Source organism: Paracoccus zhouxuedongae, from assembly GCF_041927815.1.
GTDB lineage: Bacteria > Pseudomonadota > Alphaproteobacteria > Rhodobacterales > Rhodobacteraceae > Paracoccus.
Window position 1 is genome coordinate 1 of sequence record NZ_JBHFHM010000018.1, and the last position, 22,800, is coordinate 22,800.

Genomic DNA, 22,800 nt, shown 5'->3' on the forward strand with positions numbered 1-22,800 from the left:
AAGGTCTTCCTCTCCGCCGTCGCACTCGCCGCAACCGTCATGTTCTGGCTATGAAACGAGAACGAGTCCTGACCCTACGGCGTAGGCGGCAGGTTGCATTTTCCCTAGTTTAGCTTTTGGAAAAGAAACCCCCTACGTGCATGAGAATCTATCGCTGTTCGTTACGGTAGTTCAAGACATCCTGAGCGACGATCCCGACTTGGAGGAATTAAAATTTGAAATCTTAGACTTTAGCGCCCCAAGGGGCAGCAACATTCGGTCGATTTCTGTAATTGACGCAAGTGAAATCCCGCGGGTGAGCCCGCAGCGGAAAAATGAAATGCTGCAGATATTTGCAGATGGCTTTATCCTGGCAAAAGAAACGCTTGGAGCCAGGCCGCGCGCGGGAAAGGATGCTGAGAAGGATGAAGATCGTACAGCCGGGGGGCTACAGCCGGATCTTTTCCTTTAACTATCCATCTTCAACGCCTGAATGAACGCCGTCTGCGGGATTTCAACCTTCCCGAACTGCCGCATCTTCTTTTTCCCCGCCTTCTGCTTTTCCAGCAGCTTCTTTTTCCGCGTGGCATCGCCGCCATAACACTTGGCGGTCACGTCCTTGCGCATCGCGCTGAGCGTTTCGCGCGCGATCACGCGGCCGCCGATGGCCGCCTGGATCGGGATCTTGAACATGTGGCGGGGGATCAGGTCTTTCAGTTTCTCGACCATCGCCCGGCCCCGCGATTCCGCGCGGTCGCGGTGGACCATGATTGACAGGGCGTCGACGGGTTCGTCATTCACCAGGATCGACATCTTGACCAGGAAATCCTCGCGGTATTCGGCCAATTGGTAATCGAAACTGGCATAGCCCTTGGTCACGGATTTCAGCCGGTCGTAGAAATCGAACACCACTTCGGCCAGCGGCAGATCGTAAACCGCCATCGCGCGCGAGCCGGCATAGGTCAGATCCTGCTGAATGCCGCGGCGATCCTGGCAGAGCTTCAGCACGTCGCCCAGATATTCATCGGGCACCATGATCGTGGCCTTGATGCGCGGCTCTTCGATATGGTCGACATAGGTCAGATCGGGCATATCGGCGGGATTGTGCAATTCGCGCACCTCGCCGTCTTTCATATGCAGGCGGAACACCACGCTGGGGGCGGTGGTGATCAGGTCCAGATCGTATTCGCGTTCCAGCCGGTCGCGCACGACCTCGAGGTGCAAAAGCCCGAGGAATCCCATGCGGAAACCAAAGCCAAGCGCGGCCGAGGTCTCCATCTCGTAGCTGAAACTGGCGTCGTTCAGGGCCAGTTTCTCGATCGCGTCACGCAGCGCCTCGAAATCGTTGGCATCGACCGGGAACAGGCCGCAGAACACCACGGGTTGCGCGGGTTTGAAGCCGGGCAGCGGGCGGTCAGTTCCCTTTTTCTCATGCGTGATGGTGTCGCCCACGCGGGTGTCGCGGACCTGCTTGATGGAGGCGGTGAAGACGCCGATCTCGCCCGGGCCGAGTTCGGCGATGTCGACCATCTGCGGCTTCAGCACCGCCAGCTTGTCGATGCCGTAGATGGCGCCGGTCTGCATCATCTTGATGCGGTCGCCCTTGCGGATCACGCCGTCCATGACGCGGATCATCACGACCACGCCCAGATAGGGGTCATACCAGCTATCGACCAGCATCGCCTTGAGGGGCGCGTCGCGGTCGCCCTTGGGGGCGGGCAGACGGGCCACGATCGCCTCAAGCACGTCGGGGATGCCGAGGCCGGATTTCGCGGAAATCGGGATCGCGTCGCTGGCGTCCAGGCCGATCACATCCTCGATCTGTTCCTTGACGCGATCGGGTTCGGCCGCGGGCAGGTCGATCTTGTTCAGGACCGGCACGATCTCATGACCCGCGTCGATGGCCTGATAGACGTTCGCAAGGGTCTGCGCCTCGACCCCCTGGCTGGCATCGACGACGAGCAGGCTGCCTTCGACCGCGCGCATCGACCGGCTGACCTCATAGGCGAAGTCGACATGGCCGGGCGTGTCGATCAGGTTCAGCACATAGGTCTGGCCGTCCTTGGCCGGATATTCGATCCGCACCGTGTTGGCCTTGATGGTGATGCCGCGCTCGCGCTCGATCTCCATACTGTCCAGAAGCTGCGCCTTCATGTCGCGCTCGGCCACCGTTCCGGTCATCTGGATGAGCCGGTCGGCGAGGGTGGATTTGCCGTGGTCGATATGGGCCACGATCGAGAAATTGCGGATGCGGTCAAGCTGGGTCATGGCCTGCCTATACAGGCGCAATCGACGCCGGGAAAGGGGTGTCGGTGGCCCATCAACGGGCGGCGCCAAGGGCGCGGGCGCGGCGGCCTGCCCGCACCTCGCGCCACATCGCAAAGCCACCGGCGGCGGCGATGATCGTGGCGCCCGCAAGGGTCCAGAGATCGGGGCGTTCGCCAAAGACCAGCACCGCGATGATCAGCGCAAAGATCAGCCGGGAATAGCGGAAGGGCGCGATCACCGCCGCGTCACCGATGCGGGTGGCGCTGACCAAGGCGGCGTAACCGGTGACGCCGAAGCCGATCAGCCCCAGGAACAGGCCCATGTCCAGCGCCGACATCGCCTGAAGCGGCGTGCCAAAGCCCCAGGCCACGACCAGACCCGCTGGCACCAGGGCGCCCCAGGCCAGCGTCGACATCTGATCCGAGGCGATGCGGCGCGGCACCCGGCGCGTGACCACATCGCGCACCGCCAGCCCGATCACCGACAGCACCGCCCACAGCGAATTGACGTCGAACCCCGCCAACCCCGGCTTGATGATCATCATCACCCCGACGAGCCCCGCCGCCACCGCCAGCCACCGCCTCCAGCCGATGCTTTCGCCCAGCACGAGCGCAGCCAGAACCACGATCACCAGCGGCAGCGCCTGAATGATTGCCGCGGCCGAGCTGAGCGCGGTGGTGGCCACCGCGGTGACAAAGCCCAGGGTGCCGACCACCTCGGCGAGGGTGCGGGTGATGACCAATGGATGCGCCAGATCGCGGGTGATCAATCGCCCGCCCGCCCGGCGCAAGAGCAGCCAGAACGTCACGCAGCCCATCGCCCCCGAAACCGCCAGGATCTGCCCCACCGACAACCGGGTGGACAGAAACTTGACGAACATGTCCTCGACGGCGAAAAACGCCATGGCGAGCAGCATCAGACCGGCGGCGCGACTGTTGTCCATGATTCCTCCGGGGGATGGCCAGGCACAGGCTGGCGAAGCGCGCCCAAACTGTAAAGGCAGGTGCATGATGAAGCTGACAATCCCCGACATGAGTTGTGGCCACTGCCGTGCGGTGGTGGAACGTGTGGTCGCCGCCCAGGGCGGTCAGGCCGTCGTCGATCTGGACAGTCGCAGCGTGGCCGTGACCGGGGTTGCCGATTCGGCTGCACTGCTGGCGGCACTGAAGGCCGAAGGCTATGAGGCGAGCGTCGCGGCCTAGCCCGGCATCGCTGATCTTGTGGTTGACAGGCTTGTGAACGGCAAGGGGTAGTAGTTAAGACACCCTCCGAAGATCACGCGCCTTGTCGTTGAAAGAAAACGATTTTCCGGGTAACATCCCCGGCATCGTTCGGTAAGGCCGGGGTTACATCGGCCGGACAACGTATCGAGTGGGTTCCAATTTTTCGATGGGGGGCTGGCGTCAAAAGGCGCGGCCAAGGCGAAACGATAAGGAGAATCCGATGAAGCACATGCTTCTGGCGGCGGCGATTGTCGCGACCACGGCCACCGCGGGCGTTGCCGGGCCGATCAGCAATGCCTGCATGAAGGCGGGGCGCACCGGCAATGCGGCGCTGTGCCAATGCATCCAGCAGGCCGCCGATCTTACGTTGTCGCGCGCCGATCAGCGCCTGGCCGCCAGCTTTTTCCGCGATGCGGATCGGGCGCAAAAGGTGCGGGCATCGAAACGCGATAACGACAGCGCCTTCTGGGGCCGCTACCGCAACTTTACCAACACCGCCGAGGCTTATTGCCAGTAAGCTACCGCCTTGGACGACTGATCGACCACGTGGCCCTGCGCGTGGTCGATCTTGAGGCCAGCCGCGCCTTTTATCGCGCAGTGCTGGGCGCGCTTGGCCACGGTGAGGCGCTTGAGGGCGACAGCCACCAATTCTGGCTGGATGAGCTTTACGTCGATGCCTCGCCCGGCCCGGTGTCGCGGGTGCATCTGGCATTCCAGGCCGCCACCCGCGCGCAGGTCGATGCCTTTCATGCGGCGGGGCTGGCGGCCGGCGGGCGCGACAATGGCGCGCCGGGACTGCGCGCCTATCATGATTGCTATTACGCCGCCTTCCTGCTGGACCCTGACGGCAACAATGTCGAGGCGGTCTGCGACGCCCCGACCCGCCGCTCGGCCCCGGTGATCGAGGTCGAGCGGCTGACCAACTGAGCGTGCCATGCCCCTTCCCCCGCACCCCCGCATCGTCATCCTGACCGGCGCCGGCATTTCCGCCGAAAGCGGCTTGCCCACCTTTCGCGACGCGGGCGGTCTGTGGGAGGGCCACCGGATCGAGGATGTCGCAACGCCCGAGGCCTTTGCCCGCGACCCGGCGACCGTGCATCGGTTCTACAACCTGCGCCGCGCGGCCTTGGCCAACGCGCAGCCCAACCCCGCCCATCACGCGCTGGCACGGCTGGAACAGGCCCTGCCCGGCCAGGTGCTGATCGTCACCCAGAATGTCGATAACCTGCATGAACGCGCCGGGTCGCGCGCGCTGATCCACATGCACGGCCAGTTGACGCGTGCCCTGTGTGCGGCCTGCGACCACCGCTGGGACGCGCCCGCGTTGATGGACCACGCCGACCCCTGCCCCGCCTGCGGCGCGCCCGCGACACGCCCCGATATCGTCTGGTTCGGCGAGATGCCCTATCAGATGGAAGCGATCTGGACGGCGCTGCGCGGCTGCGAGCTGTTCGCGGCCATCGGCACCTCAGGTCAGGTCTATCCGGCGGCCGCCTTTGGGCAGGACGCCGCGAGCGCCGGGGCGCACACGGTCGAGATGAACCTGGCGCCTTCCGCGATCAGCCGCGATTTCGATCAGATCATCAGCGGCCCGGCCAGCCAGACCGTCCCCGACTGGGTCAACAGCCTGATCTAGCTGCGAAAATCGAAAAAGCCGGGGCCGCCACGTTCCAGCAAGCGCTGGGCCAGTTCGATGCCGATCTCGGCCCCGTCGCGGGCGTCGCCATCCAGGATGTCGCCAATGGCCTCGGACCCGTCGGGCCGCAGGATCTGCCCGCGCAGACGCAGCAGGTTGTCGTCCAGCGTCGCCAGCCCGGCGATCGGCGTCTCGCATGAGCCGTCAAGCTCGCGCAGGAAGGCACGCTCGGCCGCTAGCCGCAGGCCGGTTTCGTAGTCATGGATCGCGGCCAGCATCTCGGCCGCGCGATCGTCGGCCTCGCGCCTTTCGATGCCGATGGCGCCCTGGGCCACGGCAGGCAGCATGTCATCCACATCGATCGCGCCGCGCGCCACACCGCTGCGCCCCAGCCGGTTCAGCCCGGCCATCGCCAGAAACGTCGCAGCCGCCACGCCATCTTCCAGCTTTTTCAGCCGGGTCTGGACGTTGCCGCGAAACTCGACCAGCACCAGATCGGGGCGGCGATGCGCCAGTTGCGCGCGCCGCCGCAGGCTGGAGGATCCGACAACCGTGCCCGGCGGCAGGTCCGCCAGGCTGGCGTAATCAAGGCTGACAAAAGCGTCGCGCACATCCTCACGCGGGAGGTAGCAATCCAGCAGCAGGCCGTCGGGTTGCAGGACGGGCATGTCCTTCATCGAATGCACGGCGATATCGATATCACCGGCCAGCAGCGCATCCTCGATCTCGCGCGTGAACAGGCCCTTGCCGCCAATCTCTTTCAACGGGCGGTCCAGCACGCGGTCACCGGTCGTCTTGATGACGACGATCTGAAAGGCGGCCTCGGGCAGGCCAAAGGCGGCCATCAGCCGGTCGCGGGTTTCATGCGCCTGGGCAAGCGCCAGCGGGCTGCCGCGGGTGCCGATCTTCAGCGGGGCGTCGGGGTTGGGCATCTGCATCATGCGCTTTCGATAGCTTGGGGGCGGCGGGCGTGCAAGCCGCCAGAGCAAGGGGGTGACGCCGACAGCACGTGGGTTTCGACGTTTGATCGGCGGTGCCAGGGCTTATCCCAACGCGAGAACGGGGCCGCACCGCAGGGTTCGGCTGCATCGTGGGGTTTAACGGCCCACGGACCTGACCACGGCATTTCGGCGCATCGGGGGCCGTGCGATGGCATTTGATCGGCTCCGCCAATTCATTCGCCCTGGCGACAACCGGGCCGCATTGCAGGGTTCGGCAGGATTGCAGAGGCGTCACGCGCCACGGACCTGACCATGGCCGTTCGGCGCATCAGGGGCCGTGCGATGGTAATTGATCAGACCGCCAAATCATTCGCCCTGGCGACAACCGGGCCGCGCCGCATCGTTCGGCTGCATTGCGGCGGTGTCACGGCCCACGGGCCTGACTATGGCATTTCGGCGCATCAGGGGCCGTGCGATGGCATTTGATCGGCCCGCCAAATCATTTGCCATAGCGAGAACCAGGCGGCACCGCAGGGTTCGGTTGCGCTACGGAGGGCTTGGCCTCGGTCGTCAGGTCCACCTGCCGGAACGCGGAGGATCCGACTTTTCAAGCGCCGTGCAATGGCCCCTGATCGGCCCCGAAGCCTGCACCACAAGGTTCTGCCGCACTGCTACGGGCTTCGCCATGCTCGCCATGTCCATCGGTCGCGCCCCATAAGATCGACGGATTGAGCCCTGCGATGGCGAACTGGTCGCAGCTGTCGGGCCAGCTTCAGCTCAAAGCCCCCTGATGGGCCACACAAATCCATTGCCTGCCTGCGGTCGCGATCGCCCCCCAGTGCACCACCATGGGTCGGTTCGTCGCGCCGCTAAGACGCAGGATCAGCCTTCGCGCGCTTGACTTCCCCGCCCATGCCGCGATGAAAGGCAGCAAGGAGATCGCCATGACCCACGCCCCGACCAAGACCATCCTGCGCGCCCTTGCCGGCGAAACCCAACGCGTACCGCCGATCTGGATGATGCGGCAGGCCGGGCGCTATCTGCCGGAGTATCGCGCCACGCGCGCGCAGGCGGGCGACTTTCTGTCGCTGTGCTATACGCCCGATCTTGCGGCCGAGGTCACGCTGCAACCGATCCGTCGCTATGGGTTCGACGCCGCCATCCTGTTTGCCGACATCCTGCTGGTGCCGCAGGCCCTTGGGCTTGACCTGTGGTTCGTCACCGGCGAGGGGCCGCGGCTGTCGACGGTGACCACAGCGGCCGAGGTCGCGGCGCTGAAGCCGACCGAGGCGATCCACGACAGGCTGTCGCCCGTCTATGAAACCGTGCGTATCCTGTCGCGCGAATTGCCGCGCGACACCACGCTGATCGGCTTTGCGGGCGCGCCCTGGACCGTGGCGACCTATATGGTCGCCGGGCGTGGCACCAAGGATCAGGCGCCCGCGCATCAGATGATCGCCGCCGACCGCGCGGCTTTTGCCACGCTGATCGACCGGATTTCAGATGCGACCATCGCCTATCTGTCCGCCCAGATCGAGGCCGGGGCCGAGGTCGTCAAGCTGTTCGACAGCTGGGCCGGCAGCCTGAAGGGCCGCGATTTCGACGACTTCGCCCTTGCCCCGGCGCGCCGCATCATCTCCGCGCTGAAGGCCCGCCATCCTGGCATCCCGGTCATCGCCTTCCCACGCGAGGCGGGCGATCGCTATATCGGCTTTGCGCAGGCAACCGGCGCCGATTGCACCGCGCTGGACAATTCGGTCAGCGCCGAATGGGCGGCGCGCCATGTCCAGCACAGCGGCCCCGGCGGCTGCGTGCAGGGCAACATGGCGCCCGGCCATATGGTGACCGGCGGCCAGCCGCTGATCGACGAAACCCGCCGCATCTGCCGGGCTTTCGCCAGTGGCCCGCATATCTTCAACCTGGGCCACGGCATCACGCCCGATGCCGACCCCGATCATGTCGCGCTGATGATTGAAACGGTGCGCGATCCTGCGCGCTGGTCGGATGGGATGTGATCGCGCCTTTCATCTTTGGGGTGGCCGTGGGCAAGCGGCCCTGCCCCGTCAGATAGGCCGATTCGCATGAAGAAAGCCTGAACGTGCTTCGGCTGCGGGTCACGCTGACACAGGCAGCCTTGCCAGCAACGCGTGGCGGCACGCGGGCCGGGCCGTCGATCGCATCGGCACCTTGGCTGCAACGCAGGTCTGGTTGCTGTGTTGATGCCGACTTTGGGGCGGCATCAACATGCCGATTTCCCAGCGTAGCCCCGATCCGCGCCGCCCCTGCCCGCACCCTCATCGGGGTCGGCTTGGCCTGCACCATCGTCGGCCCCTGTCTGGCGACACCAGCGCCCGGCGCGGACAAACGCAGGCGTCACGGTGCCGGGCCACGCCCCGCGCCAAAGGCCAGCCCCGCCACCACGGGCAGCATCGAGGCAACCAGCAGTCCCGCCATCATCAGGTTGAACAGCCGCAAGCGCCACGGCGTCTGCAACAAACGGCGCACCCCCTGTCCCAGTCCGACCCATACCGCCACCGACGGCAGGTTGATCAGCACGAACACCAAGGCCACGACCCAGGCTCCACCAACGCCGGGCGCATAGGCGGTCAGCGCGCCAAGCGCCATCGCCCAGGCCTTCGGATTGACCCATTGAAAGGCGCAGGCGGCCAAGAAGCCAAGTGGCCGGCCCGCGCGGGTGCCGCCCTCGGGTGCGGCGGCATGGGCGATCCTCCAGGCCAGCCACAAGATATAGACGACCGAAAGCACCGCCATCGCCTGCCCCAGCGACGGCGCGCGCTGGAACAGACGCTCCACCCCCAGCCCCAGCAGCGCCACCATCAGCCCAAAGCCCAGGCTGACCCCCAGCAAATGCGGGAGGCTGCGCCGCATCCCGAAATTGGCGCCCGAGGCCATCAGCATCATGTTGTTCGGGCCGGGTGTGATCGAGGTGACAAAGGCAAAGCCGATCAGGGCGGGGATCATGGTCATGGCGCATCTCCTGCTGCGCAATGAATGCCCGAAATGCACCGCAATTTTTCGCCTTTATCTGCGATCATCCCGCATCTAGAATCAATTCATGAGTGAGATTGACCCAAAATCCGAAGAAATCTTGCGCATCCTTAGATCGAACGGGCGCATCCCGAATCTGGAACTGGCGCAACGGGTGTCGCTGTCACCCTCGGCCTGCCTGCGCCGGGTGCAGGACCTGGAAAAGCGCGGCATCATCACCGGTTACGCCGCGCGCGTCAGCCCGCAGGCGCAAGGCATCGGCTTCATCGCCTATGTCGCCGTCGGCCTGTCGCGCCATTCCAATGACGCGCAACTGGCGTTCGAGCGCGCCTGCCGCGCCAGCCCGCAGGTGCGTGAATGCCACAACATCACCGGCACGGTCGAATATCTGATCCGCGTCGAATGCCGCGACCTGGCCGCCTACAAGCAATTCCACAGCGATGTGCTGGGCGCGTTCCCCTGGATCGCTACCATCACCACCCATGTCGTGATGGGCAGCCCCAAGGACGACCGCGCCTGAGGCCGCTTTCTTCTTGGCCCGAATATCCCCGCCGGAGGCAGCGCCGAAACGGCGCTAGACCCACTTGGCAAGCGGCGGCAGGCTCATCAGCACGGCATCGGCATTATGCCCGGTTTCCAGCCCGAACTTGGTGCCCCGGTCATAGACAAGGTTATATTCTGCATAAAGGCCACGATGGACCAGTTGCGCATCCTTGTCGGCCTCTGACCAAGGCATGTCGCGGCGCCGTTCCGTGACCGGCACAAAGGCCGGCAGAAAGGCGCGGCCGACATCCTGGGTAAAGGCGAAATCCGCCGCCCAGTCGCCGGTGTTCAGATCGTCATAGAAGATGCCGCCCACACCCCGCGCCCGGCCCCGGTGCGGCACGAAGAAGTAACGGTCGGCCCAGTCCTTGAAGCGCGGATAGTAATCCGCATCATGCGCTTCACACGCCTTGCGAAGTTCGCCGTGAAAGTGGCTGGTATCATTTTCATATTCGATGCAGGGGTTCAGGTCGGCACCACCCCCGAACCACCAGGCATGCGGCGTCCAGAACATCCGGGTGTTCATGTGAACGGCCGGGGTATGGGGGTTCTGCATATGCGCCACAAGGCTGATGCCGCTGGCCCAGAAGCGCGGATCCTGATCCATGCCCGGCACGCCGCGCGCCGCCATCGCCGCCTGCGCGCGCGCGCCCAGAACGCCATGCACGGTCGAAATATTGACCCCCACCTTTTCAAACAGCCGCCCGCCGCGCATCACGCTCATGATGCCGCCGCCGCCATCGTTTTCACGAGTGGTCGGCGTCACCTCGAACCGGCCGGGCGACAGATCGGCAAAGGGGCCGCTGGTCTGGCTGTCCTCCAGCGCCTCGAAGGCGGCGACGATCTGGTCGCGCAGATCGCGGAACCAGGCGCTTGCGTGGGCCTTTTCGTCATCCATGGCGGTCGGTGTCATCGGGGGCTCCTTAGCTTTGCCGCGCCTTAGCATTCGGGGCGCGAAACGTGAATGGACTTGTGTCCCGTGCGGCGGTATCGCCGGAACAGTGTATTTGGGGGTTTGCCATGCGCCTTATTGCCACGATCCGCCTGCCCGTCACCGCCGCGATCATCGCACCGCTGCTGCTGGCCGCCTGTGCCACGCCGCGCGAACAATGCATCAACCGCAGCACGCGCGAATTGCGCAACGTCTCGGAACTGCTGGCCGAGGTCGATGGCAATCTGGCGCGCGGCTACGCCTGGGAGGAATACCAGGTCGAGCGCACCCGCTGGCGTCGCTGCGACCGCATCGCCCGCGACGACAAGGGGCAGACGGTCGTGGTGCCCGACATGTGCCTGGACGATTACACCGACACGGTGCGCCGCCGCGTCGCCATCGACCCGGCGCTGGAACAGCGCAAGGCGACCGGCCTTCGCGCCAAGCAGGCCGAACTGACCCGCAAGGCCCGCGCCCAGGTGCAGGCCTGCAAGGCCGCCTACCCCGAGGAATAGCAGCTAAAGCGCGGGCAGCCCGGCAGGATCGATCAGGCTGCGCCCGCCATCGACCGTCAGGATCTGGCCGGTGACAAATCCCGCCCCCGGCCCGACCAGAAAGCCCACGACCGAGGCCAGCTCGCGCCCGCCGCCGATCCGGCGCTGCGGCGTCGCGGCGATCAGCCGGTCGCGCAGGTCGGGGTCGGCCTTGCTGACCGCTTGCAGGGCGGTGCTGTTGACGCAGCCCATGGCCACGCCATTCACTCGGATGCGATGCGGCGCAAGCGCGACCGCCAGACCGCGGGTCGCCTGTTCCTGCGCCGCCTGCGCCACCGAATAGGCCAGCAGGTCGGGCGCGGCAAAGCGCGCAGCCAAGGTCGACAGATGCACGATGGCACCGATGCTTCGGGCGGGGTCGGCATCGCCCCCTGCCGCCTCGTCCTGCTCGATCATGCGCTGCGCCACCATCTGCGACAGCCGCAGCCCCGCGCCGACATTGACCCGTAGCATCCGCATCAGCAGGTCGTCATCGGGGTTCAGCGGCGGCGCGGCCTGGGCCTGGCCATGGGCGGTCACCAGAATGTCGATGCGGTCGAACTGATCGATCGTGGCCGAGATAAGGTTGGCCATGTCCAGCCGCTCGGCCACATCGCCGGCAAAACTGCGTAGATCGGCCCCCTCGCGCAGGCCGTCGATGGCCTGGGTCAGCGCGGCCTCATGGCGGTCGGTCAGCATGACGCGCGCACCGGCCCCGGCCAGATGCCGGGCGATGGCAAGGCCCGGCCCTTGGGCCGCGCCGGTGACGATGGCGACTTTTCCCGCCAGTTCCTGCATGATCGCCCCCTTAGCGCAGCCGCCGACGGGCAGGTGTCCGGGTGCCACCACGCGGGCGGCTGTCAGGCTTTGCGGCGCGGATCACCTTGAAGGCGCCGTCGCCGCCGATCTCGTCAACCTCGCGGAAGGCGGCGGTCAGGGCGGATTCATAGGGAAGATGCCGGTTCGCCACCAGATACAGCGCCCCCGACAGCGACAGCATCCGCGCCGCCGCCGCGATGAAGGCCAGCCCAAGCGAGGGGTCCGCCGCACGCCCCTGATGGAAGGGCGGGTTCATCAGGATCGCGCCATAACGCGCCTCAGGTTCAAAGCGCGTGGCATCGGCCCAGTGAAAGCGCGCGCGCGGATCGGTAATGTTGCGGCGCGCGCAATCCAGCGCGATGGCGTCGGCCTCGATCAGGTCGATGGTGTCGATCCCGGGCCGCGTCAGCGCCTGCGCCGAGAGCCACCCCCAGCCGGCCCCCAGATCAGCCACCCGCCCCGGCAGCTTGGGCGGCAGCGCCGCCGCCAGCAGGGCCGAGCCGCGATCAACGCCATCGGCGGAAAAGACGCCTGGCCGCGTGACAAAGCCGGGCGCGGGATGCAGGTCAGCGGCCGCCCAGTCGGCGGGCAGGCCCGGACCGGCGACGAGGCGCGCGATCTTGCCATGCGCCTTGGCGATCGGATCGCCGACCGCCAGCCCCAGATCGCGCAGATCGCGCAGCATGGTATCGACCCCATCGGTCTTGGCGCCATCCACCCAGACCGGCCCGCCCGGCACCACACGCGCCATCGCCTCGACCAGGCGCGCGCGACCTGCATCACGGGCGCGCGGCAGCAGGACAAAGGCCCCGGCGTAATCGCCCTCGGGCTGCGCCGCGACCGGCAGACCGCGGGCAACAAAGGCGTCGTGATCGGGGCGGAACGGCGCGATCATGTGCAACGACCCCGGCACCTGCGGCAGTTCGGTCGCCGCATCGGCGCCGATCACCGCGATCCGACCGTCGGGAATGCCTTCGTCAGCCGCCAGCACCAGCCGCGGATTGGCGCGCGTTGTCATCGCCGCTTACTCCTTTTCCATGGTGCATTGCAGCGGATGGCTTTGTCGCCTCGCCAGATCCATCACCTGCGTGACCTTGGTTTCCGCGATCTCATGCGTATAGACCCCGACCACGGCCAGGCCCTTCTTGTGGACGGTCAGCATGATCTCGATCGCACTGGCATGGTCCATCTGGAAGAACCGCTCAAGCACATGCACCACGAACTCCATCGGGGTGTAATCGTCGTTCAGAAGCAACACCTTATACAGTGGCGGGCGCTGCGTCTTGGGGCGCGTCTTCAGCGCCAGGGCGGGGTCGCCATCGGGCTTTCCATCGCCAGGCTCACCCGTGGCCAGCCAGCGCAGGCCAGGCATCGCGCTGTCGCGGCGGATCGGGGTCTGGGTCATGGCATCGGTCACGGGCGGCCTCGTGTGAACTTTGGCGCAATATAGGCGGATTGGACGCGGGGAAAAGCCCCGCAGGGGCGCGGGGTCGGCAAAGCCCCGCCAGTTGTGATCGGAAAGCGGGAAAATCGCGGGAATTGGCGGTTTTATATCGAATCACGTCATGGTAAAAACGGTTCATTAAACAATCCCTGTCAAAGAACGAACAGGGACCATGGGCAGAAGAGGGCTAGGCAGTGAGCGCAAGGATCACCGGAATCCGCAAGGATGTGGCTTGGCACGTCGGCATGATGGTGCTGATGGCCGTCATGATCGTCGCCGCGCCGCTGGCCGCGATGGCTGCGCCCTTCGCCGCCTTCGTCATGGACGCCCGTTCCGGGAAAGAGGTGTACGCGACCAATGCCGATGCGAAGCTGCACCCGGCGTCGCTGACCAAGATGATGACGCTGTATATCGCGTTCGAGGCGATCGAGCGCGGTCAGGTTTCGCTGGACAGCAAGTTCCTGGTCTCATCGAATGCCGCGAACCAGCCGCCGTCGCGGCTGGGGCTGAAGCCCGGTCAACGGATCGAGCTGCGCTATCTGATCCGCGCGGCCGCGGTGAAATCGGCCAATGACGCCGCCACCGTGATTGCCGAGGGGATCTCGGGTTCGGTGCCCGAGTTCTCAAACCGCATGAACCGCACGGCACGGGCCCTGGGGATGCGCAATTCGCATTTCATGAACCCGCATGGCCTGACCACCGATGGTCATTATTCCAGCGCGCGCGACATGACGATCCTGGGGCGGCGGCTGTTCTATGATTTCCCGCAATACTACTCGATCTTCTCGCGCCGGACGGCGGATGCGGGGGTGGCGCGGGTGTCCTCGACGAACACGCGGTTTCTGGACAATTACGAAGGCGCGGACGGGATCAAGACCGGCTACACCCGCGCCGCCGGCTTCAACCTGACCGCCTCGGCGCAGCGTGGCAGCAAGCGGGTCGTGGCCACCGTGCTGGGCGGCCAATCGACCAATCAGCGCAATGAGGTGATGGGTCAGTTGCTTGATGCGGGCTTTGGCCGCGCGCCGATGCGCGCCGATGTGAACCGCCCCGCCCCGCCCGCCTATCTGGCCGAAGAGGCCGCGCCCGTCGCCACGCCGCGCGCCCAACGGGTCGTGGTTGCGCCCAAGGCGCCGGTCGCGCAGCCCCAGGTCAGCGCAACCGCCCCCGCCCCGCGTCCGACGCCGGGCGCGGTTGCGCAAACCGCGCTGCCGACGACGGCGGCTGCGGCCCCCACCCAGGTTGCGCGCACCAGCCCGCGCCCGACAGCCCGCCCCGCGATCGACCGCGCCGTTGCCGCCGCCATTGCCGAGGCGGAAGCTGCCCCGGTGGTTGCCGCAGCCGACATTGCCGCCGCCGTGGCGCAGGCCTCGACCGCGGCACTGCCTGCGCGCAGCGCCGCCTCTGGCGCCAGCAGCCCGCGCCCGGTCGCCAAGCCCGGCAACCGCAAGGTCGCAGCCGCCCCCCCGCCCGAGGATGAGGGAGAGGGCGACCGCACCCCGGCAGATGCAGTGCCGACGACCCCCGCCCGCAAGGCTGGCGATACCGTCATCCTTGCCTCGGCCAGTCCCGCCGCGCCCGCCCCCAATCCGCAGCGCGAAACCGTCGCGCGCAGCGGTGGCGGCAGCGGCAATTGGTCGGTGTCGCTGGGGCTGTTCACCTCGAAAGCGGGCGCCGAGAAGGCGCTGTTGCAGACCGCTTTGGCCGAGGCTGGAACCCTGCAAAACGCCCGCCGCGATATCCGCGACACGGCGCGCGGGTTTGAGGGGCGCTTCCACCGTCTTAGCCGCGATGACGCCTGGCTGACCTGCAAACGGCTTGAGGCCCGCAGCGCCGAATGCAGGGTCATCAGCCCCTGATTCGGACGTGTTCGTAAAGCGTCCGGCGGCTGTTGCTGATTGCCCGGCCCGTTTGCCGAGTGGGACGGACCAACGCCAATGCGGCGGCCGACGTCCCTTGGGGCGGGCAGATCCGCCGCGTCGGATGTGATCGGGCTGGTTGCGAAGGCACTTTAGTCAACAGTCACTGATGAAGCCGGGGCAGGTCCTGCCCCAACCATGGCATGACCCGGCATCGCAGCGCATCGACACCACCCAACGCGCGCGATGGTTGGCGACGCCCGCCCAACCGTCAGATCGCGGTCAGCCGCCGCCCGCCCAGCGCCTGCACAGCTTCCGCCTGCACATTTGGTCGCTTCCACCATGATCCCGGCCGTGGCCGCGCTGAAGCAGAGATGCCCCCTGGGGTCGATCCGCATCAGTGACCGCCGCCGTCGGCTCCCAACGCCGCGCCACGCCGCAAGCGCAGTTCCCCCGCAATGAACCATTACCGCAGTTTTGTCGGTGCGCCCGGCGATATGCGCCCGTGGCAGCAGCCGCTCGGACCAGGCAGCCCTTGACCGGCGCGCGCCGAATTGCCCGTGCTCCAGGGAATCCCGCTTATTCCAGCATAGGCTTCATAGAAGCCATGCCATTCAAAGCGCTAGTTACGGCTCCAGATGGATGCTCATCGGCGGATTGACCAACGTCAGCAGATCCACTCAGCGCCCTGCGCCGTTGCAAATGATGGCTCGTATCACGGGGACCGGAGGCCACCCTCGGTCCCTGCGGCGTCGGGGACATTCCTGCGCAGCGGATCGACAGCCCAAGGACATCATACCAAGCCACGCATCTCCGCGCGGTCGGGTCGCCTGACTCTGCCTCAATCGGAAAAGGGTCAGCCCACCGGGCGCAGATAGCTGACCTTGGCGCCGACCGCCTGATCGGTCTCGGTGACGCAGGCGGTGTCGCGCAGGGCCTCGACCAGCTGCGGGTGCCAGCCGCGGCTGACCACGCGCAGGCTGCGCGCCAGCCGCAGGTCGCCGACAACCTGGCTGCGAAACGCGACAAGATCACCGCCCTGCGGCACGTCTTCGGATGTGTTCGCCGACAACGCGGCATAGGCCAGACGTTTCTGATCCTCGCACCAGATCACCGCAACGCCGCGGTCAGCGTTGCTCCACAGGATGATGCCGGTCTCGGGGCGATCAGGTGAGGTCATGGATGGGTCCGGGTCTAGATCGTTTTCAACACAAGCATAACGAGCAGACCGCCACGCGACAATCATCTTTCGCCCAAAAGTCTGTGCATTCCTGCACAGCTTACATGCGCTGCACTTACCCTTTGCGGACCTGCTCAGGCGGCCCAAACCCCTTTCCGCAGCACGCCGCAGCGCGTAAGCAGGGACATATTGCCCGGATCTGCCATGCCCAGCCTGCCCATTCCCGTCGCCACCGTCCTGCTGCTGATCGCCTCGAATGTCTTCATGACCTTCGCCTGGTATGGCCATCTGAAGTTCAAATCCGCGCCGTTGATCGCGGTCATTCTGATCAGCTGGGGCATCGCGCTGTTTGAATATGTCTTGCAGGTGCCGGCGAACCGCATCGGCCACGGCCATTTCAGCGCCGCGCAACTCAAGACCATTCAAGAGGTCATCACCCTGACCGTCTTCGCGCTGTTTTCGTGGCTCTACCTGGGCGAGCGCATCACCTGGCAGCATGGCGTGGGCTTTGCGCTGATCGCCGCCGGGGCCTGGTTCATCTTTCAGGAGTGGTCATGACGCAGCCCATTCGCCAGCCCCGCATCATCACCCTGGTCCTGATGGCCGGGCTTTCGGCGCTCAGCATGAACATCTTCCTGCCCTCGCTGGCGGGGATGGCGGCCGAATTCGGGGTCGATTACCGGGTGATGCAACTGTCCGTCTCGGCCTATCTGGGGGTTGGCGCGGTGCTGCAATTGCTGATCGGGCCGATCTCGGACCGCTTCGGGCGGCGGCCCGTGACGATGGCCGCGATTGCGCTGTTCCTGCTGGCGACACTTGGCACACTGGTCGCGCCCAATGCGACGGTCTTTCTGATCTGTCGCATGGCGCAGGCTATCGTCGTCACCGCCATCGTGCTGTCGCGCGCCGTCGTCCGCGATCTGGTCGAGGGGCCGCGCGCCGCCAGCATGATCGGCTATGTCACCATGGGCATGTCGGTGGTGCCGATGATCGGCCCGCTGATCGGCGGCGCACTGGATCAGGCCTTTGGCTGGCGCGCCAGCTTTGCCTTTCTGGGCCTGTGCGGGCTGGCGGTGCTGGCCCTGGTCTGGGCCGACCTGTCCGAGACCGCCCGCCCCGCCCCCGGCGGCTTTGCCGCGCAGCGCCGCGCCTGGCCGCGGCTGCTGGCCAGCCACCGCTTCTGGGGCTATTGCGCCGCCGCGACCACCAGTTCAGGGGCATTTTTCGCCTATCTGGGCGGCGCGGCCTTCATCGGATCCGAGGTCTATCACCTGACGCCCGCGCAACTGGGCGGCTGGTTCGCCGCGCCCGCGCTTGGCTATGCGGCGGGCAATTTTCTGGCCGGGCGGCTATCCGTGCGGCTGGGGATCGACCGCATGATCCGGCTGGGGGCGGGCGTCGGCGTGCTGGCCCTGGGCGTTGCCCTGGCGCTGATGCTGGCCGGACTGCATCATCCGGTGATCTTTTTCGGGGCCGTCGGGGCGCTTGGCATCTCGAACGGGTTGGTGCTGCCGAATGCCAATGCCGGGATGATGTCGGTGCGCCCCGAACTGGCGGCCTCGGCCTCGGGCCTTGGCGGGGCGCTGAACATCGGCGGCGGCGCGGCGCTGTCGGCACTCGCGGGCGCGGCGCTGACCCCGGCCACCGGGGCCGAGGTGCTGCTGGGCGTCATGCTGGCCTCGTGTTCGGCAACGCTGCTGGCGCTTGCATGGGTCGCGGCACGCAACCGCCGTGCGCAGGACGACGACTGACGCCGGTTTGACAGCGCATCTTTGCAAAGGCATCCTGCGCGAAATTGCAAAGGGGGCGCCGATGGCCATGCAAAAAATCTATGCCGGGGCCAAGCTGCGCGAGACCCGCCAACGCCTTGGCCTGACGCAAAAGGTCTTTGCCGACCGGCTGGGCGTCTCGCTTCCCTATCTCAACCAGATGGAAAACAACCACCGCCCGGTCAGCGCCGGGGTGGTGCTGAAGCTGGCGGGCGAGTTCGCGCTGGACGTGACCGCCCTGGCCGAGGATGACGCCGAGCGCCTGGTCAGCGACATGCGCGAGGCCCTGGCCGATCCGGTGCTGGCGGCCGATGCCGCAGGCAGCCCGCCGCTGGCCGATCTGCGTCTGGCCGCGACCAACGCGCCGTCGCTGGCGCGGGCGTTCCTGTCGCTGCACCGCGCCTATCGGCAGGTGCATGAACGGTTGGCCTCGATGGATGAATCGCTGGGTCGCGACGGCAGCCGCCCCGCAGACAGCCCGTGGGAGGAAGTGCGCGACTTTTTCCACTATTGCGACAATTACATCGACGCCGTGGATCGCGCGGCTGAACGCGCCGCTGCCCCCGATGGCCGCAGGCTTGATCCGGTGGCGCGCGCGACCGACCTGTTGGCGCAGGCCGGGCTGACCGTCGCCCAGGCCGAGACCGACACGTTGCGGGCCATCGACGGGCGGCGCCTGGTGCTGTCATCAGCCGCCGATGCCGCCACCCGCGCCTTTCAGATGTGGCATCAGGTGGCGATCAGTCTGCATGACGACCTGATCGAGGCGACGCTGGACCTGGCGCGGTTCCGCACCGATACCGCGCGCGGCATCGCCAAGATCGGCCTTGCAAATTATTTCGCCGGGGCGGCGCTGCTGCCCTATCGCAGCTTCTGCACAGCCGCGCAGCACAGCCGTCACGATCTGGAACGGCTGGCGAGGGCCTTTGGGGCCTCGGTCGAACAGGTCGCGCACCGGCTGTCCACGCTGCAACGCCCCGGCGCCAAGGGCGTGCCATTTTTCTTCGTGCGCGTCGATCAGGCCGGCACGATCACCAAGCGCCATTCCGCCACCCGGCTGCAATTCGCGCGCTATGGCGGGGCCTGCCCCTTGTGGAACGTGCATCAGGCCTTTGAAACACCTGGCCGCTTCCTGCGGCAACTGGCCGAAACCCCGGACGGCGTGCGCTATCTGTGCCTGGCGCGCGATGTGTCCAAGCCCGGCGGCAGCTTTGCCGCGCCGGTGCGCCGCTATGCCATCGGCCTTGGCTGCGAAATCGCCCATGCGCGGCAACTGGTCTATGCCGATGATCTGGATCTGGACAATCCGCTGGCCTATCAGCCGATCGGCATTTCCTGCCGGATTTGCGAACGCGCCGATTGTCATCAGCGCAGCGTGCCACCGCTGGAACGCCGCCTGACCATCCGCCCCGACCGGCGCGGCGTGCTGCCCTATGAGGTGGGCTAGGCCAGCGCCACCCAGACCAGCCGCAGCGAGACGATCAGCAAGGCCCAGGTGATCAGCCGGTAAAACATCGCCTGCGGGATGATCCGCACCAGCCGCATGCCCACCCAGACCGACAGCGCGGCAGGCAGCAGCAGCATCACCGACATCCGCAGATTGGCGGCGCTCAGCTGCCCAAGCGCGGCATAGGGGCCAAGTTTCGCCGCGTTCAGCAGCGCGAAATAGACGGTGGTCGTGCCCGCATAAGCCACCACCGGCAGCCGCAGCGGCTGAACATAGATCTGCCAGGGCGGCGCGCCGGCATGGCTGACAAAGCTGGTAAAGCCTGCCACCACGCCCCAGATCGTCGCGGGGCCAGCCTGCGCCTGTCCGGGTTGCGCGCCCAAAGGCGGGCGGATCAGCGCATTCAGCGCAAAGACCAGGCCGATGCCGCCGACGACGCCCGCCACCGCCGCATCGCTGACACGGCTGGCCAAGGCCCAGCCGATGCCGACCCCCGCCAGCGTGCCGGGCATCGCCAGCCCCAGCACCCGCCAGCGCACGTCGCGCCGCCAGACGATCAGCCCGAACAGATCGGACACGACATAGACCGGCAACAGGATCCCCGCCGCCTGCACCGGCGACATTACCAGCGACAGGATCGGCACCGCGATCATGCTGACCATCGACAGCCCGCCCTTGGCCAGCCCCACCGCAACCGCCGCCAGCACCGCCAGCGCCCATCCCGCGACAGAAAGTTCCAAAATCGCCCCCCGGATAGCGCAAACAACCTGCGACTTTCGGCGCAGACCTTGCGCGGACAGTGCCAATCCCCTAACCGGACGGCAACCACCCATGCACAATCGGAGGATTCCATGGCCAGACCGAAAATCGCCCTGATCGGCGCCGGACAGATCGGCGGCACCCTTGCCCACCTGACCGCGATGAAGGAACTGGGCGATGTCGTGATGTTCGACATTGCCGAGGGCATTCCGCAGGGCAAGGCGCTTGATATCGCTGAATCCGGCCCGTCCGAAGGCTTCGACGCCCGCATGAAGGGCACCAACGACTACGCCGACATCGCGGGCGCCGATGTCTGCATCGTCACCGCCGGTGTGCCGCGCAAGCCGGGCATGTCGCGCGACGACCTGCTGGGCATCAACCTGAAGGTCATGAAATCGGTCGGCGAAGGCATCAAGGCCCATGCCCCGAACGCCTTCGTCATCTGCATCACCAACCCGCTGGATGCGATGGTCTGGGCGCTGCAACAGTTCAGCGGCCTGCCCGCCGAAAAGGTCGTCGGCATGGCCGGGGTGCTGGACAGCGCCCGCTTCCGCCACTTCCTCTCGCTCGAGTTCGACGTCTCGATGAAGGACGTCACCGCCTTCGTGCTGGGCGGCCATGGCGACACGATGGTGCCGCTGACCCGTTACTCGACCGTCGCGGGCATCCCGCTGCCGGATCTGGTCAAGATGGGCTGGACAACCCAGGACAAGCTGGACGCCATCGTCCAGCGCACCCGCGATGGCGGCGCCGAGATCGTCGGCCTGCTGAAGACCGGTTCGGCCTTCTACGCCCCCGCGACCAGTGCGATCGAGATGGCCGAAGCCTATCTGAAGGATCAAAAGCGCGTGTTGCCCTGCGCCGCCTGGGTCGATGGCGCCTATGGGCTGAAGGGCATGTATGTCGGCGTTCCGACCGTGATCGGCGCGAAGGGCATCGAAAAGGTCATCGACATCACGCTGAACAAGGACGAACAGGCGATGTTCGACAAATCGGTGGATGCGGTCAAAGGTCTGGTCGAGGCCTGCAAAGGCATCGACCCCAGCCTCGCCTGAGGTCTGGCCAGCTTGCACCTGAACCCGGGGCGCGCCATGATCGGCGCGCCCTTTTTCATTCCAGAGGTCATCATGAAAATCCGTTTGCTGGCCGCTTTGGCCCTGACCGCCGCGCCGCTGCTGGCGCAGCCGCTGGCCGCCGCCGACACCACCGATGTGTCCGCCCTGATCCGCGACAACGGCCTGATTGCGGCGCGCGACATGCTGGCGGCGCTGGAGGATCCCAGCCCGGAACAGCAGATGGGCCTGGCCGCGACCAGCTTTCTGGCCGGGATCGAGGGGGCCTATCAGGCGCGGTGGCGCATCGGGGCCACCGGCATGATCGCGCCGCTGCCCGCGCTGTCGACCGAGCTACCCACCAATGCCGATCCGCAGCCGCTGACCGACCGCTATCTGAACGACCTGGCCGAAAACCTGGCCTCCGCGATGGAGGCGACGCGCGACCATATTCCCGCCGAGGTTCCAGCGGATGCGGGTCTAGTGCTGCGGCTGGCCGATCTGTGGATCGACATCGACGCCAACGGCCAACGCGGCCCGGCCGAGGGGCTGGTGGCGATGGTCTCGGACACACTCGGGCTTGGCGGCATCCGCTGGGACGATCAAGGCAACGAACTGCCCCCCATCGACCTGGCCGGGGCCGAGGTGCGCTTTGATGCCGCCGATCTGCACTGGCTGCGCGCCTACAGCCACCTGATCGCCGCCGGGGCCGAGGGCGTGCTGGCCTTTGACCCCGCCCCCGAAATCGCCCGCATGATCGCCCTGCGTCAGGGACTGGCCGCGCAATGGCAGACCTCCGCCCAAGCCGGGGGTGAGCCGGGCATGGGCGCGATGATGGCGATGGAATACGGCGGTATGGCCGACATGATCGCGGCCACGCTGGCCACCCTGCGCCATCAGCCGGACCCCGCGCGCGTCGGCAAGACCGTCACCCATCTGCGCAACATGATCGCCGCCAACCGCGACTTCTGGACAGCGGTCGCGCTGGAAACCGACAATGACCGCGAATGGATCCCGAATGACCGCCAGCAGGCCGCGCTTGGCTTTTCGCTGCCCGCAGGCACCGGCGAGGCCTGGCTGAACGTCCTGGCCGATGGCGAAAAGCTGCTGGATGGCAAGCTGCTGATCCCGTTCTGGCGGTTCGCGCCGGGCCACGGGATCGATCTGTCATCCTGGCTGGCCGACCCCGCGCCGGTCGATGTGATCGGCTGGCTGCAAGGCACCGAGGCCCTGCCCCATGCCAAGGCAGGCCAACTGATCAATGCCGACAGCCTGCGCCAGTTCGAGGCGCTGGTGGGCGGAAATGCCGGGCTTTACATGGTGTTGCTGAACTGATCGGGCCGATACGCGCCGCCGCGCAATAGAAAAGCCCCCGCGCCGCACGCGCGGGGGCCTTGTTTCGTGGACG

24 protein-coding genes are annotated in these 22,800 nt (G+C 66.5%); 14 read left to right on the top strand and 10 right to left on the bottom strand.

Going from position 1 to position 22,800, the window contains the following annotated elements:
- Positions 1–136 precede the first annotated feature (136 nt).
- Positions 137–451, top strand: a complete 315-nt coding sequence (locus tag ACEYYA_RS14435; RefSeq protein ID WP_374801623.1) for a hypothetical protein — start codon at positions 137–139, stop codon at positions 449–451.
- On the opposite strand, the gene lepA is transcribed toward ACEYYA_RS14435, so the two are convergent.
- The gene (gene lepA / locus ACEYYA_RS14440; RefSeq protein ID WP_374801624.1) at positions 448–2,247 is read right to left on the bottom strand and encodes a translation elongation factor 4; all 1,800 of its coding nucleotides are present in this window, start codon (positions 2,245–2,247) and stop codon (positions 448–450) included. The genes ACEYYA_RS14435 and lepA overlap by 4 nt on opposite strands.
- A gap of 52 nt (positions 2,248–2,299) precedes the next feature.
- Positions 2,300–3,190, bottom strand: a complete 891-nt coding sequence (locus ACEYYA_RS14445) for a DMT family transporter (protein ID WP_374801625.1) — start codon at positions 3,188–3,190, stop codon at positions 2,300–2,302.
- A gap of 64 nt (positions 3,191–3,254) precedes the next feature.
- On the opposite strand from ACEYYA_RS14445, the gene ACEYYA_RS14450 reads away from it, so the two are divergent.
- The 4 genes from ACEYYA_RS14450 to ACEYYA_RS14465 all read left to right on the top strand — a co-directional run bounded on the left by ACEYYA_RS14450 (position 3,255) and on the right by ACEYYA_RS14465 (position 5,106).
- Positions 3,255–3,449 carry a heavy-metal-associated domain-containing protein gene (locus tag ACEYYA_RS14450; RefSeq protein WP_374801626.1) on the top strand — a complete coding sequence of 65 codons (195 nt, stop codon included), beginning with the start codon at positions 3,255–3,257 and terminating at the stop codon, positions 3,447–3,449.
- A gap of 241 nt (positions 3,450–3,690) precedes the next feature.
- Positions 3,691–3,987 carry a hypothetical protein gene (locus tag ACEYYA_RS14455; RefSeq protein WP_374801627.1) on the top strand — a complete coding sequence of 99 codons (297 nt, stop codon included), beginning with the start codon at positions 3,691–3,693 and terminating at the stop codon, positions 3,985–3,987.
- Between the two features lie 29 nt (positions 3,988–4,016).
- Positions 4,017–4,397, top strand: coding sequence for a VOC family protein (locus ACEYYA_RS14460; RefSeq protein WP_374801628.1), 381 nt, complete (start codon positions 4,017–4,019; stop codon positions 4,395–4,397).
- A 7-nt stretch (positions 4,398–4,404) separates the two neighbouring features.
- Positions 4,405–5,106 carry an NAD-dependent deacylase gene (locus tag ACEYYA_RS14465; protein ID WP_374801629.1) on the top strand — a complete coding sequence of 234 codons (702 nt, stop codon included), beginning with the start codon at positions 4,405–4,407 and terminating at the stop codon, positions 5,104–5,106.
- Here ACEYYA_RS14465 and hemC read toward each other — a convergent pair.
- Positions 5,103–6,047, bottom strand: coding sequence for a hydroxymethylbilane synthase (hemC, locus tag ACEYYA_RS14470; protein ID WP_374801630.1), 945 nt, complete (start codon positions 6,045–6,047; stop codon positions 5,103–5,105). The genes ACEYYA_RS14465 and hemC overlap by 4 nt on opposite strands.
- A 944-nt stretch (positions 6,048–6,991) precedes the next feature.
- On the opposite strand from hemC, the gene hemE reads away from it, so the two are divergent.
- Positions 6,992–8,062, top strand: coding sequence for a uroporphyrinogen decarboxylase (gene hemE, locus ACEYYA_RS14475; RefSeq protein WP_374801631.1), 1,071 nt, complete (start codon positions 6,992–6,994; stop codon positions 8,060–8,062).
- Between the two features lie 358 nt (positions 8,063–8,420).
- On the opposite strand, the gene ACEYYA_RS14480 is transcribed toward hemE, so the two are convergent.
- Positions 8,421–9,035: a LysE family translocator gene (locus tag ACEYYA_RS14480; RefSeq protein ID WP_374801632.1), complete on the bottom strand. Its 615-nt coding sequence runs from the start codon at positions 9,033–9,035 to the stop codon at positions 8,421–8,423.
- A gap of 88 nt (positions 9,036–9,123) precedes the next feature.
- On the opposite strand from ACEYYA_RS14480, the gene ACEYYA_RS14485 reads away from it, so the two are divergent.
- On the top strand, positions 9,124–9,576 hold the full coding sequence (locus ACEYYA_RS14485; protein ID WP_374801633.1) for an Lrp/AsnC family transcriptional regulator: 453 nt from the start codon (positions 9,124–9,126) through the stop codon (positions 9,574–9,576).
- Between the two features lie 54 nt (positions 9,577–9,630).
- On the opposite strand, the gene hemF is transcribed toward ACEYYA_RS14485, so the two are convergent.
- The gene (gene hemF, locus ACEYYA_RS14490; protein ID WP_374801634.1) at positions 9,631–10,512 is read right to left on the bottom strand and encodes an oxygen-dependent coproporphyrinogen oxidase; all 882 of its coding nucleotides are present in this window, start codon (positions 10,510–10,512) and stop codon (positions 9,631–9,633) included.
- Between the two features lie 107 nt (positions 10,513–10,619).
- Between hemF and ACEYYA_RS14495 the strand changes: the two genes are divergently transcribed.
- A complete protein-coding gene (locus tag ACEYYA_RS14495) occupies positions 10,620–11,045 on the top strand; it encodes a hypothetical protein (protein WP_374801635.1) in 426 nt (141 codons plus the stop codon).
- A gap of 3 nt (positions 11,046–11,048) precedes the next feature.
- Here ACEYYA_RS14495 and ACEYYA_RS14500 read toward each other — a convergent pair whose 3' ends face one another.
- The 3 genes from ACEYYA_RS14500 to clpS are packed head-to-tail and all read right to left on the bottom strand — an operon-like array spanning position 11,049 to position 13,254.
- The gene (locus ACEYYA_RS14500) at positions 11,049–11,861 is read right to left on the bottom strand and encodes an SDR family NAD(P)-dependent oxidoreductase (protein ID WP_374801636.1); all 813 of its coding nucleotides are present in this window, start codon (positions 11,859–11,861) and stop codon (positions 11,049–11,051) included.
- A gap of 10 nt (positions 11,862–11,871) precedes the next feature.
- Positions 11,872–12,900 (bottom strand): class I SAM-dependent methyltransferase, encoded by a 1,029-nt coding sequence (locus tag ACEYYA_RS14505; RefSeq protein ID WP_374801637.1) that lies wholly within the window; start codon positions 12,898–12,900, stop codon positions 11,872–11,874.
- A 6-nt stretch (positions 12,901–12,906) separates the two neighbouring features.
- Positions 12,907–13,254 carry an ATP-dependent Clp protease adapter ClpS gene (clpS, locus tag ACEYYA_RS14510; protein WP_374801654.1) on the bottom strand — a complete coding sequence of 116 codons (348 nt, stop codon included), beginning with the start codon at positions 13,252–13,254 and terminating at the stop codon, positions 12,907–12,909.
- A gap of 266 nt (positions 13,255–13,520) precedes the next feature.
- Between clpS and ACEYYA_RS14515 the strand changes: the two genes are divergently transcribed.
- Positions 13,521–15,185 carry a D-alanyl-D-alanine carboxypeptidase family protein gene (locus tag ACEYYA_RS14515; RefSeq protein ID WP_374801638.1) on the top strand — a complete coding sequence of 555 codons (1,665 nt, stop codon included), beginning with the start codon at positions 13,521–13,523 and terminating at the stop codon, positions 15,183–15,185.
- Positions 15,186–16,041: 856 nt separating this feature from the next.
- On the opposite strand, the gene ACEYYA_RS14520 is transcribed toward ACEYYA_RS14515, so the two are convergent.
- Positions 16,042–16,365, bottom strand: coding sequence for a hypothetical protein (locus ACEYYA_RS14520; RefSeq protein WP_374801639.1), 324 nt, complete (start codon positions 16,363–16,365; stop codon positions 16,042–16,044).
- A 204-nt stretch (positions 16,366–16,569) separates the two neighbouring features.
- Here ACEYYA_RS14520 and ACEYYA_RS14525 point away from each other — a divergent pair, with 204 nt between their 5' ends.
- The 3 genes from ACEYYA_RS14525 (at position 16,570) to ACEYYA_RS14535 (ending at position 19,581) form a co-directional block, all read left to right on the top strand.
- Positions 16,570–16,923, top strand: a complete 354-nt coding sequence (locus ACEYYA_RS14525; RefSeq protein WP_374801640.1) for a DMT family protein — start codon at positions 16,570–16,572, stop codon at positions 16,921–16,923.
- Positions 16,920–18,116 carry a multidrug effflux MFS transporter gene (locus ACEYYA_RS14530; protein WP_374801641.1) on the top strand — a complete coding sequence of 399 codons (1,197 nt, stop codon included), beginning with the start codon at positions 16,920–16,922 and terminating at the stop codon, positions 18,114–18,116. Before ACEYYA_RS14525 ends, ACEYYA_RS14530 begins: the two co-directional genes overlap by 4 nt.
- A gap of 61 nt (positions 18,117–18,177) precedes the next feature.
- Complete coding sequence (locus ACEYYA_RS14535) at positions 18,178–19,581, top strand: helix-turn-helix domain-containing protein (RefSeq protein WP_374801642.1); 1,404 nt, start codon at positions 18,178–18,180, stop codon at positions 19,579–19,581.
- Here ACEYYA_RS14535 and ACEYYA_RS14540 read toward each other — a convergent pair.
- Positions 19,578–20,321 (bottom strand): sulfite exporter TauE/SafE family protein, encoded by a 744-nt coding sequence (locus ACEYYA_RS14540; RefSeq protein WP_374801643.1) that lies wholly within the window; start codon positions 20,319–20,321, stop codon positions 19,578–19,580. The genes ACEYYA_RS14535 and ACEYYA_RS14540 overlap by 4 nt on opposite strands.
- A 111-nt stretch (positions 20,322–20,432) precedes the next feature.
- Here ACEYYA_RS14540 and mdh point away from each other — a divergent pair, with 111 nt between their 5' ends.
- Positions 20,433–21,395, top strand: coding sequence for a malate dehydrogenase (mdh, locus tag ACEYYA_RS14545; RefSeq protein ID WP_374801644.1), 963 nt, complete (start codon positions 20,433–20,435; stop codon positions 21,393–21,395).
- 72 nt (positions 21,396–21,467) lie between these two features.
- Positions 21,468–22,727 (top strand): hypothetical protein, encoded by a 1,260-nt coding sequence (locus ACEYYA_RS14550; protein ID WP_374801645.1) that lies wholly within the window; start codon positions 21,468–21,470, stop codon positions 22,725–22,727.
- Positions 22,728–22,800: the final 73 nt, after the last annotated feature.

What these genes read in the sequence shown, in the direction of transcription:
- lepA (WP_374801624.1), bottom strand. Translation starts at nt 2,247, where the DNA reads ATGACCCAGCTTGACCGCATCCGCAATTTCTCGATCGTGGCCCATATC.
- ACEYYA_RS14445 (WP_374801625.1), bottom strand. Translation starts at nt 3,190, where the DNA reads ATGGACAACAGTCGCGCCGCCGGTCTGATGCTGCTCGCCATGGCGTTT.
- ACEYYA_RS14450 (WP_374801626.1), top strand. Translation starts at nt 3,255, where the DNA reads ATGATGAAGCTGACAATCCCCGACATGAGTTGTGGCCACTGCCGTGCG.
- ACEYYA_RS14455 (WP_374801627.1), top strand. Translation starts at nt 3,691, where the DNA reads ATGAAGCACATGCTTCTGGCGGCGGCGATTGTCGCGACCACGGCCACC.
- ACEYYA_RS14465 (WP_374801629.1), top strand. Translation starts at nt 4,405, where the DNA reads ATGCCCCTTCCCCCGCACCCCCGCATCGTCATCCTGACCGGCGCCGGC.
- hemC (WP_374801630.1), bottom strand. Translation starts at nt 6,047, where the DNA reads ATGATGCAGATGCCCAACCCCGACGCCCCGCTGAAGATCGGCACCCGC.
- hemE (WP_374801631.1), top strand. Translation starts at nt 6,992, where the DNA reads ATGACCCACGCCCCGACCAAGACCATCCTGCGCGCCCTTGCCGGCGAA.
- ACEYYA_RS14480 (WP_374801632.1), bottom strand. Translation starts at nt 9,035, where the DNA reads ATGACCATGATCCCCGCCCTGATCGGCTTTGCCTTTGTCACCTCGATC.
- ACEYYA_RS14485 (WP_374801633.1), top strand. Translation starts at nt 9,124, where the DNA reads ATGAGTGAGATTGACCCAAAATCCGAAGAAATCTTGCGCATCCTTAGA.
- hemF (WP_374801634.1), bottom strand. Translation starts at nt 10,512, where the DNA reads ATGACACCGACCGCCATGGATGACGAAAAGGCCCACGCAAGCGCCTGG.
- ACEYYA_RS14495 (WP_374801635.1), top strand. Translation starts at nt 10,620, where the DNA reads ATGCGCCTTATTGCCACGATCCGCCTGCCCGTCACCGCCGCGATCATC.
- ACEYYA_RS14500 (WP_374801636.1), bottom strand. Translation starts at nt 11,861, where the DNA reads ATGCAGGAACTGGCGGGAAAAGTCGCCATCGTCACCGGCGCGGCCCAA.
- ACEYYA_RS14505 (WP_374801637.1), bottom strand. Translation starts at nt 12,900, where the DNA reads ATGACAACGCGCGCCAATCCGCGGCTGGTGCTGGCGGCTGACGAAGGC.
- clpS (WP_374801654.1), bottom strand. Translation starts at nt 13,254, where the DNA reads ATGCCTGGCCTGCGCTGGCTGGCCACGGGTGAGCCTGGCGATGGAAAG.
- ACEYYA_RS14520 (WP_374801639.1), bottom strand. Translation starts at nt 16,365, where the DNA reads ATGACCTCACCTGATCGCCCCGAGACCGGCATCATCCTGTGGAGCAAC.
- ACEYYA_RS14525 (WP_374801640.1), top strand. Translation starts at nt 16,570, where the DNA reads ATGCCCAGCCTGCCCATTCCCGTCGCCACCGTCCTGCTGCTGATCGCC.
- ACEYYA_RS14530 (WP_374801641.1), top strand. Translation starts at nt 16,920, where the DNA reads ATGACGCAGCCCATTCGCCAGCCCCGCATCATCACCCTGGTCCTGATG.
- ACEYYA_RS14535 (WP_374801642.1), top strand. Translation starts at nt 18,178, where the DNA reads ATGGCCATGCAAAAAATCTATGCCGGGGCCAAGCTGCGCGAGACCCGC.
- mdh (WP_374801644.1), top strand. Translation starts at nt 20,433, where the DNA reads ATGGCCAGACCGAAAATCGCCCTGATCGGCGCCGGACAGATCGGCGGC.
- ACEYYA_RS14550 (WP_374801645.1), top strand. Translation starts at nt 21,468, where the DNA reads ATGAAAATCCGTTTGCTGGCCGCTTTGGCCCTGACCGCCGCGCCGCTG.